Raw genomic sequence first — 15355 nt, forward strand, 5'->3', positions numbered from 1 at the left:
GTCCGGCTCGATGCATCGTCGCGCCCACCTACGATCTGTAGTCCGCGTTGAGGGAAACGTAGTCGTGCCCCAGGTCGCTGGCCAGCACGGTCGCCGACGCCTTTCCCGCCCCGAGGTCGGCGAGGACCGGCACCCGTTCCCTCGCGAAGACCCGGGCGGCATCCCGTTCCCGGTAGGAAGCCGCGGCGCCTTCCACGACGAGGCGAACCGGCCCGGCGGAGAGCTCCACTCGGCCCGTCGAGACCCGGGCGCCGCTCCGGCCGATCGCCGCGAGGATGCGCCCCCAGTTCGGGTCGCCGCCGTGGAGCGCGGTCTTCACGAGGGGCGACGTCGCGATCGCGTTGGCCGCGAGCTTCGCCTCTTTCGCCGTCGCGGCGCCGCGAACCGTGATCTCCATCACGCGCGTCGCCCCCTCGCCGTCCCGCACGATCCGCCACGCGAGCTCCCCGCAGACGGTCGCGAGCGCCCGGCGGAAGTCGTCGCCGTCTTCGCCTGCGAGCGGCTCGTTCCCGAGGCGCCCGGAGGCCATGAGGAGAACGCTGTCGTTGGTGGACGTGTCGCCGTCCACGGAAATCGCGTTGAACGTCGAATCGACCGCTTCCCGGAGCGCCCGGCGCAGGTATTCCGGCGTGGCCGCGACGTCCGTCATCACGAACCCGAGCATGGTCGCGAGGTTCGGATGGATCATCCCCGCGCCCTTCGCGAAGCCGACGATGCGGCCGCGCCGGGGCCCCAGCCGGAACGTCGCCGACGCGACCTTCGGTCCGGTGTCGGTCGTCAGGATCGCGAGCGAGGCGGCGTCGATGCCTCCGGAAGAGAGCCGGGCCACCGCGTCCGGCAGCGCCGCCCGGATCTTCTCGTCCGGGAGGAGGACGCCGATCACGCCGGTGGAGGCGAGAAAGACTTCGGAAGGCGGACAGCCGAGGAGGGCGGCCGTCCGCTGGCGGACTCGCGCCGCGGCCCGGGTTCCTTCCGCTCCCGTGATCGCGTTCGCGCAGCCGGAGTTGACGACGACCGCGCGGACGCGGCCGCCACTCCGGCGGAGCGCCGTCCGCGAGAGCTCGACGGGCGCGGCCGAGAAGCGGTTCTTCGTGAAGACGGCCGCCGCCGCCGACGCGCCCCCCTCGGAGACGATGAGCGCCAGGTCGGGACGCTTCTTCCGGATGCCGCTCCGGACTCCGCTCGCGAGGAACCCCTTCGGCAGCCTCATCGTCCCTCCTCCTTCCCGATCCTCCGCCGGGCCGCGCGCGCGGCCTGCCGCACCCGCGCCGGGGACGCGCCTCCCAGGACGCGGCGCTTCGCGAGCGACCGATCCAGGTCGAGAGCCGCGAGATCACGCGGCAGGATGCCGGGAGAAGGCGGGATCTCCGCCAGCCCGCGTCCGGACGCCAGTGCCTCCGCGACGTGGCGGCCGACCCGCGCGTGCGCTTCCCGGAACGGCACGCCCCGCGCCGCGAGGGCGTCGGCGAGCTCGGCCGCGAGAATGGCTCCCCCTTCCGCGGCCGCCCGCATCCTCGGCCGGTCGAGCGCGAGCCCGCCGACGAGCGCGGCGAGCGCGGGGAGAGCGGCGCCGAGCACCGCGCGCATCCGGAAGAGCGGCTCCTTGTCGAGCTGGAGGTCCTTGTCGTACGCGAGCGGAAGGCCCTTGAGAACCGCCAGGAACCCGGCGAGCTCGCCGACCGCGCGCCCCGCGTGGCCCCGCACGAGCTCGAGGACGTCGGGATTCTTCTTGTGCGGGAGCCTCGACGACCCGGTCGCGAGCGCGTCGGGCAGCTCGACGAATCCGGCCTCGTCGGAGGAGAAGAAGATCAGATCCTCGGCCAGCCGGGAGAGGTGCGAGAGGAGCAGCGCTCCCGCATAGAGATAATCCGCCGCTCCGTCCCGGTCGGAAACCGCGTCGAGCGAGTTCGCCGTCGGCCGCGCGAATTCGAGCTCCCGCGCGAGCGTCGCCCGGTCCACGGCGACCGGCGACCCCGAGAGCGCCCCGGATCCGAGGGGGCATTCGTCGGCGCGCGCCGCCGCCTCCCGAAGACGAGAGGCGTCCCGGAGCAGCATCTCGACGTACGCCAGGCACCAGTGGCCGAACGTCACCGGTTCCGCGCGCTTCGCGTGCGTATATCCGGGCATCGCCGTCGCCGCCTCCTCCTCGCCGCGGCGCGCGAGGACGGCGGCGATCGAGAGAACGTGCGCGCGCGCCTCGCGGAACGCCTCGCGCAGCCAGAGCCGCAGGTCGGTCGCGACCTGGTCGTTGCGCGAACGGCCCGTGTGGAGCTTGCCGGCCGCCTTCCCCGACGTCTTCGCGATCGACGCCTCGACGAAGGCGTGCACGTCCTCGTGGTCCGCGGGCGCCGCCGGGGCGCCGGCGCGCGCCACCCGCTCGAGCGCGCGGGCGAGGCGCGTCTGTTCGGCCCGGGTGATCGCGCCCGCTCTCCGGAGCGCCCCGGCCCATGCGATCGAGCCCCGCACGTCGTGCGCGAGGAGCTCGCGGTCGAAGGCGAACGAGTCGTTGAAGCGGCGGAGCTCCTCCGACGGGCGATCGGCGAAGCGGCCACCCCAGAGGTCCCGTCGCTCCGCGCTTGCTCGGGGGACGGGAGATCGCGGCGCCTTTCGTCCGCGACGGTCTTTCGCCATCAGCGTTCTCCGCCGGCGCGCCGGGGCTCCGGGACCTCGATCGGCGCGAGTCGCCGCCGGCCGCGCGTCGGGAGCCCGAAGAGCCGGATGAATCCCGCGGCGTCGGCGGGGGTGTAGCCCGCCATGTCGAACGACGCCAGAGCCGGGTTGTAGAGCGAAGAGGCCGACGCCCGGCTCACGACCGACGCCGATCCCTTGAAGAGCTTCACCACGACGCGGCCGTTGACGTTGGCGGCGAGTGACTCGAAGAACGCGTCGAGCGACTCCCGCAGGGGCGAGAACCACTGGCCGTAATACACGATTTCCGCGTAGCGCATCGCGAGCCGGTCCTTCTCGTGCGCGGAGTCGCGGTCGAGCGTGATCGACTCCAGCGCCCGGAGCGCCGCGACGAGGATCGTCCCGCCCGGCGTCTCGTAGACGCCGCGGGACTTGATGCCCACGAGCCGGTTCTCGACGAGGTCGACGCGTCCGACGCCGTGCCGCCCCCCGACCGCGTTCAGCCGCTCGATCAGCGCGGCCGGAGACAGGGCCTCGCCGTCGACCGCCACCGGAAATCCCTCTTCGAACGCGATCTCGACCCGCTCGGGAACTCCGGGAGCGTCCTCCGGCGCGACCGTCAGACGGTAGATCCCGGGCTCCGGCTCCCACGACGGATCCTCCAGGCGGCCCCCTTCGTGGGAGATGTGCCAGAGGTTCCGGTCGCGGGAATACGGGTCCTTCCGGGTGACGGGGACGGGGATCCCGCGCGACGCCGCGAACTCGATGGCGTCCTCGCGCGATCCGATCGACCACTCTCGCCAGGGTGCGATCACCGAGAGCTCGGGAGCGAGCGCCTGGTAGGCGAGCTCGAAGCGGACCTGGTCGTTCCCCTTGCCGGTGCACCCGTGAGCGAGCGCGTCGCACCCGGTCTCGAGCGCGGCCTCGACCTGCTTCAACGCGATGAGCGGGCGGGCCGCCGCGGTCCCGAGGAGGTATTCGCGCTCGTAGATCGCGCCCGACCGGAGGAGCGGAAAGAGATACTCGCGGGCGAACTCCTCCCGCGCGTCGACGAGCCGGAAGTCCGCGGCCCCCGTGCGCCGCGCCTTCTCGGCGAGGCCGCGGGTCTCCTCCTGCTGGCCGACGTCGACGGCGACCGCGACGACCTCGCAGCCGTAGTTCTCCTTGAGCCAGGGAATGATGATCGAGGTGTCGAGCCCTCCCGAATAGGCGAGCGCGGCGCGGCGAACGGACGTCTTCATGCGGGAACCTCCTCGAGAAGGGTTTCGTCGAGCGCCCGCACGAAGGCGGCGAGCGCCGTTCTGGGAACGACGTACGGCGGCAGGAGCCGGAGCACGCGCTCGCGCGCGGTTCCGACCACGAAGCCGCGATCGAGCAAACGGCGGGCGACCGGTCCCGAAGGGCGGTCGAGCTCGATTCCCCACATCAAGCCCGCTCCGCGCACCTCGCGGACGGACCGGTTCCGGCGCGCGAGCCGCGACAGCGCCGCTCCGAGGAAGCGGCCGAGGCCGCGGATGCGGGCGAGCAGTTCCCGCTCCTCGATCTCGTCGAGGAACGCGAGCCCCAGCCGGCAGGCGAGCGGGTTTCCGCCGAACGTCGTTCCGTGATGCCCCGGCCGCACGGCGCCCGCGAGCCTCTCGCCGACGACGACCGCGCCCAGCGGGAGCCCGCCGCCGAGCGCCTTCGCGAGGGTGACGGCATCCGGCAGCACGCCGGCCCGCTCGAACGCGAAGAGCGTCCCCGTCCGTCCGAGCCCGCACTGGATTTCGTCGAAGATCAGCACGGCGCCGGTCCGGTCGGCGGCCTCCCGGGCCGAGCGCAGGAACGCGTCGGTGAGGGGGACGATCCCCGCCTCGCCCATGACCGGCTCGAGGAGGATCGCCGATGTTTCTTCCGAAACGGCGCGCCGCAGCGCCTCCGGATCGTTCGGTGGAACGAATCGGGCCCCCGGCACGAGGGGAACGAACGGCCGCCGGTAATCCTCGTGACCGGTCACGGAGAGCGCGCCGAAGGTTCGCCCGTGGAAGCTTTCCTCGACGGCGACGACCCCGGCGCGGCCGGGGTTGGCGAGGCGGGCGAGCTTCAGCGCGGCTTCGATGGCTTCGGTGCCGCTGTTGCAGAAGAACGCCTTCGAGAGGCCCGACGCGCGCACGAGACGCTCGGCGAGCAACCCCTGCGCCGGGTGGTAGTAGAGATTCGAGAGATGCCAGACGCCGCGCGAGCCTTCCGCGAGAGCGCGGACGAGCCTCGGATGGCGCGAGCCCAGAGCGTTGACCGCGATCCCGGCCAGGAGATCCCAGTATTCCTTTCCGGCGGCGTCGACGAGCCGGGCGCCCCGCCCCGACCGCGGATGAAACGGAGTACGAGCGTACGTTCCCAGCACGAACCCGCGATCGCGGGCCTCGACCTCGGCGGGCGCTTCCGCGGAGTCCGACGCGGCCGCGGCGGCGTCAGGCGGCTCCGGCTGCACGGCGTCAGGCCGCGACAAGAGAAGTCCCTCCCGTCCGTCCGTCGAGGACGTCGGCATGCCGGTCCGGACCGGCGATCACGATCTCTTCGACTCCCTGGGCGATCGCGTCGAGCGCGGCCGCGAGCTTCGGCCTCATCCCCCCCGAGGCGGCTCCGGAGACCAGCAGCTGCTGCGCGGCGGCCGCCGTGAGACGCGGCAGCGTCCGCCCGGATCCGTCGCGCACTCCTTCGACGTCCGTGAAGAAGATGAGACGCGCCGAGCCCAGAGCCGCCGCAACGGCGGCCGCAGCCGTGTCGGCGTTCAGGTTCAGGATCCCTCCTTCGCGGCCGGCGGCCAGCGGAGCGAGGACCGGCAGGAGTCCCGCATCCAGCAGCGCCCGGAGCGCGCCCGGCCACGCCCGCGGCGCGGTTCCGACGAGGCCCAGCTCGACGCCGTCGACCGGCGGATGGAGCTCCGCCACGAGCGTTCCCCCATCCACGCCGGAAAGACCCGCGGCCGCGATGCCGAGCGAGCGGAGCTCGTCGACGAGACCCTTGTTGACGATTCCGGCGAGGACGGCGACGACCGCCTCCAGCGTGGCGGGACCGGTGACCCGCAGGCCGCGATGGACGCTCCGCGTCAGTCCCAGGGCCGAAAGGTGCTCGTCGATCTTCTTTCCCCCGCCGTGCACGACGACGACGGGTGTCCCCGCTTCCCACGCGCGCGCGACCGCGCCGATCGCTCGGCGGCGAAGGGCCGCGTTCTCGAGCAGGCTGCCACCGAGCTTGACGACCCACGGACGTTCCCCGACGTTCATGCCAGTCCCTCCTCTTCGGGAAATCCCGCCATCCGGTTGAAGTTCTGAACCGCCTGCGACGCGGCGCCCTTCAGCAGGTTGTCGAGAACGCTGACCACGACGCCGCGCCGGCCCCCCGCGAAGACGGCGAAGCCGATCTCGGCGCGGGGCGTTCCGACGACCGCCTTCAGCTCCGGAAGCTCCCCCGCCGGCAGGACCCGCACGAAGCGGCTGCGGGCGTACGCGGCGCCGAAAGCGGCGGCGAGCTCCTCGGCCGACGTCTCCCCGGCAAAGCCCAGGTGGAGCGTCGAGAGGATTCCGCGGGGGACCGGGAGCAGGTGCGGAACGAAACAGAGATCGACCGGCTCGGTGCCGAGGTGCCTCCGGATTTCCGGTTCGTGGCGGTGCGTTCCCGCGGCGTAGGCCTTCGCGTTTCCGAAGAGCTCCGTGAACGACCAGGCGAAGTCGGCCTTCTTGCCGGCCCCCGAAACGCCGCTCTTGCTGTCGCAGACGACGGGCTGGGCGCGGTCGAGAAAGCGGAGAACCGGTTTGAGAGCGAGAAGAGCGGACGTCGCATAGCACCCGGGGTTCGCGACGAGCCGGGCCGTCTCGAGCTCGCCATCGCACCATTCCGTCAGGCCGTAGACCGCACCCGGCAGCAGGCCGGGGACCGGGTGCGCGAAACCGTACCAGCGGGGGTACTCGGCGGCCGGGAGACGAAAGGCGCCCGACAGATCCACCACCCGGACGCCCGGCAGACGGTCGAGGATCTCCGGAACGACTTCCGCGGAAATTTCGTGGGGCGTGGCGAGAAACACGAAGTCGGGTTCGCCCGCGAGGAGCGCGTCGACCGTGAACGGCGCCGCGTCCGGCCCCGGCGCGCCCGCGAGCGCCGGATGGAGGCCTCCGAACGGCACGGCGCCGCCGCCGGCGCCCGAGAAGATGCCGCCCCACCGGACGCCCCGATGGCGGGCGAGAATCGCCGCGAGCTCCCCCCCGGCGTAGCCGGTCGCCCCGACGATCGATACACGTTTGCCCTGCAGCTCTTTCAATCCGGCATCCTTTCGAGGAACGCCGGTTCAGGAACGCTTCGATCGGCGCGGCTGCGCCGACCGGATTCGAGGCTTGGCGTCGGTCGAGATCAGGGACCGCAGACGATGGGTGAGGCGGGCCGCGGCAGCCGCCGAGCGGGTTGCCAGGAAAATCGTGTCGTCGCCCGAGACCGTCCCGACCACCTCGGGCAGAGCCGCCTCGTCGAGGGCGCGGGCCACCGGCGACGCGTCCGCCGGCGGCGTCCGGAGAACGACGAGCGACGAGGCCGTCTCGACCCGGAGGACGAACTCGCGGACGACGCGGCTGAGCTTCTCCTCCCGTCTTTCCGGGCGCGCCGGCTCCTCCGCCGCGGACGGCGAGGACGCCTCGGCCCGCGCGGCGGCGACCGGGAGCACGTAGCCGGCTGGGCCCTTGGCGACCCCGAGCTCGCGAAGATCGCGGGAGACGGTCGGCTGGGCCGCCGGATATCCGCGGTGGCGGAGGAGGCGCTGCAGCTCGTCCTGGGAGCGGATCGTCGCTTCCCGGATGATCCGGAGCATCTCGTCGCGGCGGCGCATCGTGGCGCCGATCGAATAAGTATTCACCAACACGAATTTTTATTGATCACATCCCCGGTGTCAAGGGAAAAACGAGGGGCGGGCGCCCGTGCTCCGACGAGCGATAAACTCGTTCCCGTGGCGCTCGCCCCGGGAACCCGGTTCGGCCCCTACGAGGTCTCGGCTCTCCTCGGAGCCGGGGGGATGGGCGAGGTCTATCGGGCGCGCGACGTGCGCCTCGGGCGCGAGATCGCCCTGAAGATCCTCCCCGCGGCGTTCGCCGAGCAGCCGGAGCGGATGCGGCGCTTCGAGGAAGAGGCCCGGATGGCCTCCCGCCTGAATCACCCGAACATCGTCACGATCCACGACATCGGAAACGAGGGGGGAATCGCGTTCATCGCGATGGAGCTCGTCGAGGGAGAGTCGATCCGCGAACGGATCTCGCGCGGTGCCTTCCCCCCCGCGGAGTCCGCCGCGATCGCCGCGCAGATCGCCGCCGGCCTCGCCCGGGCCCACGCCGCCGGGATCGTCCATCGGGACCTGAAGCCCGAGAACGTCATGATCGCTCCCGGCGGGCTCGTCAAGATCCTCGATTTCGGGCTCGCCCGCATCGAAGCCGAACGCGTGACCTCGACGCCCTCTTCCGCGCCGACGCGCACGTCTCCCACCGGCGCCGGCGCGATTCTCGGGACCGTCGGCTACATGTCGCCGGAGCAGGCTCGGGGCGCTCCGACGGATGCGCGGACCGACCTCTTCGCGTTCGGCGCCCTGCTTTACGAGATGCTCGCGGGCCGCCCGGCGTTTCCCGGAGGCACGGTCGCCGCTCTCTCGGCGATCCTCGCGCCCGGCCCCCCGGACCTGTCCGGGATTCCCGACGGCACGCCTCCCGGGCTCGCCCGGATCGTCCGCCGCTGCCTCGAGAAGGACCCCGAGCGCCGCCTCTCCTCCGCCCACGATCTCTCCCTTCAGCTTCGCGACCTCGCCGTGCCCGCCGCTCCCACTCTGCGGACGCGTTCCTCGGCGTCGCGAGTCCGGCGGAAGGCGATCGACTCGGTCGCCGTCCTCCCCCTGATCAACGTGGGGGGCGACCCCGCACACGAATACCTGACCGACGGCGTCACCGAATCGATCATCCACGGCCTGTCGGAGCTCCCGAAGCTCCAGGTGATGGCGCTCTCGACGGTCTCCCGCTTCCGCGGGCGCGACCCGCTCGAGGCGGGACGGGCGCTGGGGGTCCGCGCGGTGCTCACGGGCAAGCTCACCGGAACCGCCGAAAGGCTGCGCGTGCAGGCGGAGCTCGTCGACGCGCAGACCGGATTCCGGATCTGGGGCGAAGCGTACGACCGGCCGATGGCGGACCTGCTGGAGGTCCAGGACGAGATCGCGCGGGAGATCTGCGATCACCTTCGCTTCAAGCTCTCCGGCGCGGAGCGGCGGCGCGTCGCGAAGGCCCCGACGCGCAACGCGCAGGCGTACCAGGCGTACCTGAAGGGCCGCTACTTCTGGAACAAGTGGACGACCGAGGGTGTCAAGAGCGCGATCGAGCTGTACGAGCGCGCGATCGAGATCGATCCCGCGTACGCGCTCGCCTGGGGCGGGATGGCCGACGCCTACGGGATCATGGGCAGCATGAAGATCACGGCCCCGGATCAGGCGTTTCCGAAAGCAAGGGCCGCCGCCCTCCGGGCCCTCGAGATCGACCCGCGGCTCGCCGACGCCCACGCGTCGCTCGCCTACGTCCACTGGCTGCACGACTGGGACTGGCCGGCCGCCGAGGCTTCGTTCCGGGAATCCCTGCGGCTGAACCCCAGCTACGCGACCGGACATCGCTGGTACGGGCAGTTCCTGTCGGGATTGGGCCGCGGCGAGGAGGCGCTGGAGGAGGTCCGCCGGGCGCTCGATCTCGATCCCCTCTCGCTCATCATCCACACGGCGGTCGGGGACGCCCTGTTCTACGCCCGGCGTTACCGGGAGTCGATCGAGTTCTACCGGAAGTCGCTCGAGATGGACCCCGATTTCCAGGCCGGCCACAGCGACCTCGCGCGGGCGCTCGAGTTCTCGGGAGAGATCGACGAGGCGATCCGCGAATACGAGGCCGCGATCCGGCTGTCGGGAGCCACCGCGGCCGACGCGTCCGTCGGGCGGGCCAACGCGCTCGCCGTCGCCGGCAACCGGGAGGAGGCGCTCGCCATCCTCGACCAGCTTCAACGGCGGAGAGCGGAGCGGTTCACGTCGCCGTGGGGAATCGCCTCGATCTACGCGAGGCTCGGAGAGCCCGAGGAGGCCCTCTCCTGGCTCGAGCTCGCCTACGCCGAGCACGACCCGCCGCTGGTCTGGCTGAAGGTCCACCCGCGGTTCGACGCCCTGCGTTCCCACCCCCGGTTCCTCGCGATTCTCCGGCGGATGAACCTCGAGTGACGGCGCGGCTCGTGCTGCTCGGCGCGAGCAACGTCCGACGCGGGCTCCCGGTCGTCGTCGAATCGGCCCGCGCGGCGATCGGTCCGGACCTCGAGATCTTCGGCGCCTTCGGACACGGGCGCTCCTACGGCACGCGAAGCTGCATCCCGTTCCGCTGTCTTCCGGGGATCCTCGAGTGCGGGCTCTGGGAGGCACTCGCGGCGGGGGGAGGCGCGACTTCGGCCGTCGTGATGGACGTCGGCAACGACATCCTCTACGGCGAGACCGCCGAGACCATCCTCGGCTGGGTCGCCGAATGCCTCGCGCGGCTCGCACGGGGGGGCGCCGCCCTCCGGGTCGTCGCCGCCCCGGTGGACCGCATCCGGCGCGTCGCCGCGGCCGAATTCCTCTTGTTCCGGACGATCTTCTATCCCGGCTCGCGGGTCTCCCGGAGGGCGGCGGTCCGCGCCGTCGAGGAGGTCGACGCGGGGCTCCGCCGCCTCGCCTCCGGAGCGGGCGCCGCGATCGTCGAACCCCGCTTGCGCTGGTACGGTATGGATCCAATCCACATCCGGCGGTCGATGCGACCCGCCGCGTGGGCGGAGATCCTCGGTGCGGCGGGCCCTCCCCCGCCGATGCCCGCCGGAGAGGCCCTGAGGCTGCGCCTGGCTCCGCCCGAACGGCGGTGGATCGCCGGGTTCGAGCGGAGGGCGCTGCAACCGGCTCTCCGGCTGAAGGGGGAAACGCTCATATCGCTCTTCTGATCAATATGGCGATAGCGGGTCGCGACGGATCCGGAAGATACTCATCGTCCGGAGGGTTTCCATGAGACCGTCCCGGCGGAACTGGATGATCCCGGGAATCGTGCTGGCCGGCGCCGTCGTCGCCGGAGCTTCTCCGCGCCGGATCGCCGCCCCGGATTTCTCGTTCCAGGCCGCGACGCGGATCGCCGGAGCCGACGGTTCGCTGCCGATGACCGCGGCCGGCGGGACCCTGTTCTTCTCGCCGCGGACCGCCGCTCCCCCGGGTGTCGACGATCTCGGAGAGGTTCCGAAATGGCTGGCGCCGCGGCTCCTCGCCGTGTCGCACGGCGATTCGACGCCGCGGATCGTCGCCGATTTCTCGGGACCGGACGTCGATCCCGCCGACGCGCCGTTCGTGACGATCCTCCTCGCGGCGGGAGATCGCCTGCTGTTCACGGTCGGGCGCCACGACGGCTCGTTCGCGTTCTGGACGAGCGACGGGACCGCCGCGGGAACCGGCCCGATTCCGGGATGGGAATTCCCGGCCGGGAGCGGAATCCCATGGGCGTCGCCGGCCCCCTCCGGAGCCCTGCTCAGCGTGGATCGCGGCGGCAGCGGATTCGAGCTCTGGTCGACCGCCGGGACCGCGGCGACGACGACGCTCCTCCGCGCGTTCGGGTATGCGGGAGTCTGGCGAATCGATTCGGCTCCCCTCGGCGGGTTCACCTACTTCAGCCTCGTCCAGCCCGACCTGCGCGTGGACCTCTGGCGCACGGACGGGACTCCCGAGGGAACCACTCCGGTGAGAACGGGAATCAGCCGGTATGGCGAGAGCAGCTTCGCCCGCGCCGGCGATACGCTCCTTCTCCTCGGATATCTCGCGGGCCAGAATTTCTGGCGGAGCGACGGGACCGCGGCCGGGACGGAGGTATTCGACCAGGTCTATTTCCCCCAATCGGTCGGTTGGGCTCCGTCCGCGGGCGACCGCGCCTACTTCTTTTCTTCGAACGCCGAGAACGACGGCCAGGACGAGCTCTGGACGACCGACGGGACCGCCGCGGGGACCTCCCGCGTTTCTTCGGTCGCGGCCTGGTGGTCGGCGGCTCTCGGCAACTCGATCCTCTTCGTCGCCGACGACGGCGTCCACGGACGCGAGCCGTGGGTCACGGAAGGCACCCCGGAAACGACGAGGATGCTGGCGGACGTCGTCCCCGGCGCATCGGGATCGAACCCTTCCTCCTTCGCGAAGATCGCCGACCTCGTTCTCTTCTCCGCCGACGACGGCTCCGGAACCGGCATCTGGCGGACCGACGGAACGTCCCCGGGGACGTGGAAGGTGCCCGATGCTCACGCGGGAGCGGCCTGGAATCTCGTCGCGGATTTCACGCAGGCCGGCGAAGACGTCTACTTCGTCGCGGTGACGGGCGCGGAGGGCGCGCTGTGGCGAATGCCCAAGTCGCTCCTCGCCCCCGAACGGTTCGCCGCGCCGACGCCCGTCTTCCGCGGGCCGCGCTGACCCGCCCCGGCTAGAAGACGCCCGCTCCCGTCATCCGGCAGACGCCCGGGTCTCCCGAATCGAGGCCGCGCTTCAGCGCCTCGGTGCGCTGCGCCGACGAACCGTGCGTCCACGACTCCGGCTGCACGCGCCCGGTCGACATTCGCTGAAGGCGGTCGTCTCCGATCGCGGCGGCGGCGCGGAGTCCCGCCTCGGCGTCTCCCGGCTCGAGGAGCCCGCGCCGGGCGCCGCGGTTCCCCCAGACCCCGGCGAAGCAGTCCGCCTGGAGCTCGACGGCGATCGACGCGTTCCGGCCCTGTCCCTCCGGCATGAGGCCGAGCAGGTTCTGCACATGGTGGCCGACCTCGTGCGCGATGACGTACGCGCGGGCGAAATCGCCGGGCGCGCCGAAGCGCTGCGCGAGCTCCCGGAAGAACGAGAGGTCGAGATACACCTTCGCGTCGCGGGGACAGTAGAACGGGCCGACCGCCGCGGACGTCATCCCGCAGGCGGAATCGACCTCGCCGTCGAAGAGAACGAGCTTCGGGAGACGGTACTGCCGGCCGTGCTCCCGGAAGACCTGCGTCCAGGTGTCCTCGGTGTCGGCGAGGATCACGCGCACGAATTTCGTGTCCTGGTCCTCGGCGACGGGGGCCCCTCCCGGCCCGGGCTCCGCGGCGCGGCTCGCAGGCGCCTGCGCCGGCGAAGACGACGTGAGGAGCTGCAGGATCTGGAGAGGGTTGTGCCCCGTGAGCAGGCCGATCACGATCGCGATGACGACGACGCCGATTCCTCCCCCGGCGATGTGCACCGGACCGATCCCGCGTTGGTCCTCGACCTCGTCGCTTTCCCGTCCTCCCATCCAGCGCATGCGATCCTCCCGAAACGGCGTTCAGCGAAGATGATGCCATACGGCGGAGCCGGTCAGAGAACGCGGTCCTCCCGGGCGAGCTCGTAGAAGCGGTCGAGCCCCGCCACGTCCGCGGAGGTGAGCCCGTAGTGGAGGCAATGGCGAAGGTAGTCTTCGATCATCGCGCGCGAAAGCGCTTCGTTCCCTGCCGCCCGGGCGTCGGCCACCTCCGCGTCGACCATCGCGTCGAATCCGGCCTCCGAGGCCCGGTGCGATTCCCGCAGCACGTTCTCCAGCGCCGGCGACCACGCCTCCCGACGCACCGCCCAGAAGGCGAACACGAACGGAAAACCGGTCAGGGTCCGCCATTCGGCGGCGAGATCGACGACGACGCGCCCGACCTGGCTCGCCTTCAGCGCCGGGTCCCCGATCACGAGCTCGGCGTCGGCGTCTCCCGGGACGATCTCCGGGACGATCCCGTAACGCCGTTTGAGCAGGATCCGGACGAGGGCCGCGGAGGTGCGCGAGGCGGGATCGAGCTTCAGCCGCCGGATCTTCTCTCTCGAAACCTTCGAGACGAGGAGCACCGAACGGACCTCGGACTCGGCCGCGATGCCCAGGCCTTCGACACGGACGAGATCCGGGATCCTCCGATACTCGATCGACGGGATGAGCCCGGCATCCGCCCGGCCGTCGCGGAGCTTGTCCGCGCAGACGGACGGCATGTCGCGCGAGACCTCGACGCCGGCGGGAGCGTTCGTCAGCAGCCCCCATGTGAGAGGGCGGGCGTTCAGGAAATCGACGACGGAAATGCGCATCGGCGCTACGCGCCGGTCACGAATCGGAAAGTCCCGAGTCGCGAGCGGCAGGCGCGGTGGGATTCGGATTTCGATTCACCGGCCTCGAGGCGCGGCGAGACGCGAGCGAGACGGGATGCGGGCGGTCCGGCCCGCGGGCAAGGCGTACCGGCGCGTACGTCGCGCCCGCGGGCGGGCTGCACGCGCCCGTATTCGCTCGATGTATCGTCCGCGCCCGCTCCCCTTACCCCTGGGACATCATGTTCAGAAAGTCCGCGTTCGTCTTCGTCTTGTCCAGCTTGTCGATCAGGAGCTCCATCGCTTCGACCGTCGAGAGCGGCGTCAGCACCTTGCGAAGCACCCAGACGCGGTTGAGCTCGTTCTTCTCGAGGAGCAGCTCTTCCTTTCGCGTGCCCGACTTGTTGAGATCGATCGCCGGGAAGACGCGCTTGTCGGAAAGCTTCCGGTCGAGGTGGACTTCCATGTTGCCCGTTCCCTTGAACTCCTCGAAGATCACGTCGTCCATTCGGGAGCCCGTGTCGATCAGGGCCGTCGCCATGATCGTCAGCGAACCGCCCTCCTCGATGTTCCGCGCGGCGCCGAAGAACCGCTTCGGCCGCTGCAGCGCATTCGAATCGACGCCGCCCGACAGCACCTTGCCCGACGGCGGGACGATCGTGTTGTAGGCGCGGGCGAGGCGCGTGATCGAATCGAGGAGGATCACGACGTCCCGCTTGTGCTCGACGAGGCGCTTCGCCTTCTCGATCACCATCTCGGCGACCTGGACGTGACGCTGGGCGGGTTCGTCGAACGTCGAGGAGATGACCTCGCCCTTGACGGTCCGCTGCATGTCGGTGACTTCCTCGGGCCGCTCGTCGATGAGAAGCACGATGAGCGTGACCTCCGGGTGGTTCGTCGAGATCGAATTGGCGAGGGACTGCAGGAGCATCGTCTTGCCGGTCCGGGGCGGAGCGACGATCAGGCCGCGCTGCCCCTTGCCGATCGGGCAGATGATGTCGAGGACGCGCGACGAGAGATTCGTCGGCACCTCGAGCTTGATCCGCTCCTGCGGGTAGAGAGGCGTCAGATTGTCGAAGAAGATCTTCTCGCGGGCGACGTCGGGGTGCTCGAAGTTGACCGCCTCGACCTTGATCAGGGCGAAATAGCGCTCCCCTTCCTTGGGGGGCCGGATCTGGCCCGAAACCGTGTCGCCGGTGCGCAGGTCGAACTTGCGAATCTGCGACGGCGAAACGTAGATGTCGTCGGGACCGGGGAGGTAGTTGTATTCGGGCGCGCGGAGGAAGCCGAACCCGTCGGGGAGGCACTCGAGCACTCCCTCGGAAAAGATCAGACCCTTGCGCTCGGTCTGGACCTGCAGGATCTTGAAGATCAGGTCCTGCTTGCGCATGCCCGCGGGATTCTCGACCTCGAGATCCCGCGCGATCTTCGTCAGCTGCGCCATGTTCATCTCGTGGAGGCTTCGGATGTCGAGGGTGTCGCCCGCCTCGGGCTCCGCCGCCGCGCCTTCCTCGACCGCCGGGTCTTCCGGCATCACGGGCGGCTCGAGGGTATCGACCGGAGAATCCGTACCATTCTTTGAACGCCTTGCCA

At 71.0% G+C, this 15355-nt stretch carries 13 protein-coding genes; 3 read left to right on the plus strand and 10 right to left on the minus strand.

Annotation, left to right across the window (positions count from 1 at the left end; all coding sequences use genetic code 11):
* Window positions 1–28 precede the first annotated feature (28 nt).
* Genes argJ through VFS34_07970 form a run of 7 tightly spaced genes read right to left on the minus strand, consistent with a single transcriptional unit; the run spans window position 29 to window position 7516 of the window.
* Window positions 29–1210, minus strand: coding sequence for a bifunctional glutamate N-acetyltransferase/amino-acid acetyltransferase ArgJ (argJ, locus tag VFS34_07940; GenBank protein ID HET9794378.1), 1182 nt, complete (start codon window positions 1208–1210; stop codon window positions 29–31).
* On the minus strand, window positions 1207–2631 hold the full coding sequence (gene argH / locus VFS34_07945) for an argininosuccinate lyase (protein ID HET9794379.1): 1425 nt from the start codon (window positions 2629–2631) through the stop codon (window positions 1207–1209). Before argH ends, argJ begins: the two co-directional genes overlap by 4 nt.
* Window positions 2631–3869, minus strand: coding sequence for an argininosuccinate synthase (locus VFS34_07950; GenBank protein HET9794380.1), 1239 nt, complete (start codon window positions 3867–3869; stop codon window positions 2631–2633). The genes argH and VFS34_07950 overlap by 1 nt, the downstream gene beginning before the upstream one ends.
* Entirely contained in the window at window positions 3866–5116 is a 1251-nt protein-coding gene (locus VFS34_07955; protein HET9794381.1) for an acetylornithine/succinylornithine family transaminase, read from the minus strand. Before VFS34_07955 ends, VFS34_07950 begins: the two co-directional genes overlap by 4 nt.
* Window positions 5103–5894: an acetylglutamate kinase gene (gene argB, locus VFS34_07960; GenBank protein ID HET9794382.1), complete on the minus strand. Its 792-nt coding sequence runs from the start codon at window positions 5892–5894 to the stop codon at window positions 5103–5105. Before argB ends, VFS34_07955 begins: the two co-directional genes overlap by 14 nt.
* On the minus strand, window positions 5891–6925 hold the full coding sequence (gene argC / locus VFS34_07965) for an N-acetyl-gamma-glutamyl-phosphate reductase (protein HET9794383.1): 1035 nt from the start codon (window positions 6923–6925) through the stop codon (window positions 5891–5893). Before argC ends, argB begins: the two co-directional genes overlap by 4 nt.
* A 27-nt stretch (window positions 6926–6952) precedes the next feature.
* Window positions 6953–7516, minus strand: a complete 564-nt coding sequence (locus VFS34_07970) for an arginine repressor (protein ID HET9794384.1) — start codon at window positions 7514–7516, stop codon at window positions 6953–6955.
* Between the two features lie 84 nt (window positions 7517–7600).
* Here VFS34_07970 and VFS34_07975 point away from each other — a divergent pair, with 84 nt between their 5' ends.
* From VFS34_07975 to VFS34_07985, 3 genes are all read left to right on the plus strand, one after another.
* Window positions 7601–9880 carry a protein kinase gene (locus VFS34_07975; GenBank protein ID HET9794385.1) on the plus strand — a complete coding sequence of 760 codons (2280 nt, stop codon included), beginning with the start codon at window positions 7601–7603 and terminating at the stop codon, window positions 9878–9880.
* A complete protein-coding gene (locus tag VFS34_07980) occupies window positions 9877–10623 on the plus strand; it encodes a hypothetical protein (protein ID HET9794386.1) in 747 nt (248 codons plus the stop codon). Before VFS34_07975 ends, VFS34_07980 begins: the two co-directional genes overlap by 4 nt.
* A 61-nt stretch (window positions 10624–10684) precedes the next feature.
* Window positions 10685–12118 carry a hypothetical protein gene (locus VFS34_07985; GenBank protein HET9794387.1) on the plus strand — a complete coding sequence of 478 codons (1434 nt, stop codon included), beginning with the start codon at window positions 10685–10687 and terminating at the stop codon, window positions 12116–12118.
* A 10-nt stretch (window positions 12119–12128) separates the two neighbouring features.
* Here VFS34_07985 and VFS34_07990 read toward each other — a convergent pair whose 3' ends face one another.
* The 3 genes from VFS34_07990 to rho all read right to left on the minus strand — a co-directional run bounded on the left by VFS34_07990 (window position 12129) and on the right by rho (window position 15296).
* Window positions 12129–12968 carry a neutral zinc metallopeptidase gene (locus tag VFS34_07990; protein ID HET9794388.1) on the minus strand — a complete coding sequence of 280 codons (840 nt, stop codon included), beginning with the start codon at window positions 12966–12968 and terminating at the stop codon, window positions 12129–12131.
* 53 nt (window positions 12969–13021) lie between these two features.
* A complete protein-coding gene (locus VFS34_07995; protein ID HET9794389.1) occupies window positions 13022–13765 on the minus strand; it encodes a menaquinone biosynthesis protein in 744 nt (247 codons plus the stop codon).
* Window positions 13766–13988: 223 nt separating this feature from the next.
* On the minus strand, window positions 13989–15296 hold the full coding sequence (rho, locus tag VFS34_08000) for a transcription termination factor Rho (GenBank protein ID HET9794390.1): 1308 nt from the start codon (window positions 15294–15296) through the stop codon (window positions 13989–13991).
* Window positions 15297–15355: the final 59 nt, after the last annotated feature.

This window comes from Thermoanaerobaculia bacterium (genome assembly GCA_035717485.1).
Classification (GTDB): domain Bacteria; phylum Acidobacteriota; class Thermoanaerobaculia; order UBA5066; family DATFVB01; genus DATFVB01.

Coding starts and splice junctions, on each gene's coding strand:
- argJ (HET9794378.1), bottom strand. CDS start 1,210: ATGAGGCTGCCGAAGGGGTTCCTCGCGAGCGGAGTCCGGAGCGGCATC.
- argH (HET9794379.1), bottom strand. CDS start 2,631: ATGGCGAAAGACCGTCGCGGACGAAAGGCGCCGCGATCTCCCGTCCCC.
- VFS34_07950 (HET9794380.1), bottom strand. CDS start 3,869: ATGAAGACGTCCGTTCGCCGCGCCGCGCTCGCCTATTCGGGAGGGCTC.
- argB (HET9794382.1), bottom strand. CDS start 5,894: ATGAACGTCGGGGAACGTCCGTGGGTCGTCAAGCTCGGTGGCAGCCTG.
- VFS34_07985 (HET9794387.1), top strand. CDS start 10,685: ATGAGACCGTCCCGGCGGAACTGGATGATCCCGGGAATCGTGCTGGCC.
- VFS34_07990 (HET9794388.1), bottom strand. CDS start 12,968: ATGCGCTGGATGGGAGGACGGGAAAGCGACGAGGTCGAGGACCAACGC.
- VFS34_07995 (HET9794389.1), bottom strand. CDS start 13,765: ATGCGCATTTCCGTCGTCGATTTCCTGAACGCCCGCCCTCTCACATGG.
- rho (HET9794390.1), bottom strand. CDS start 15,296: ATGCCGGAAGACCCGGCGGTCGAGGAAGGCGCGGCGGCGGAGCCCGAG.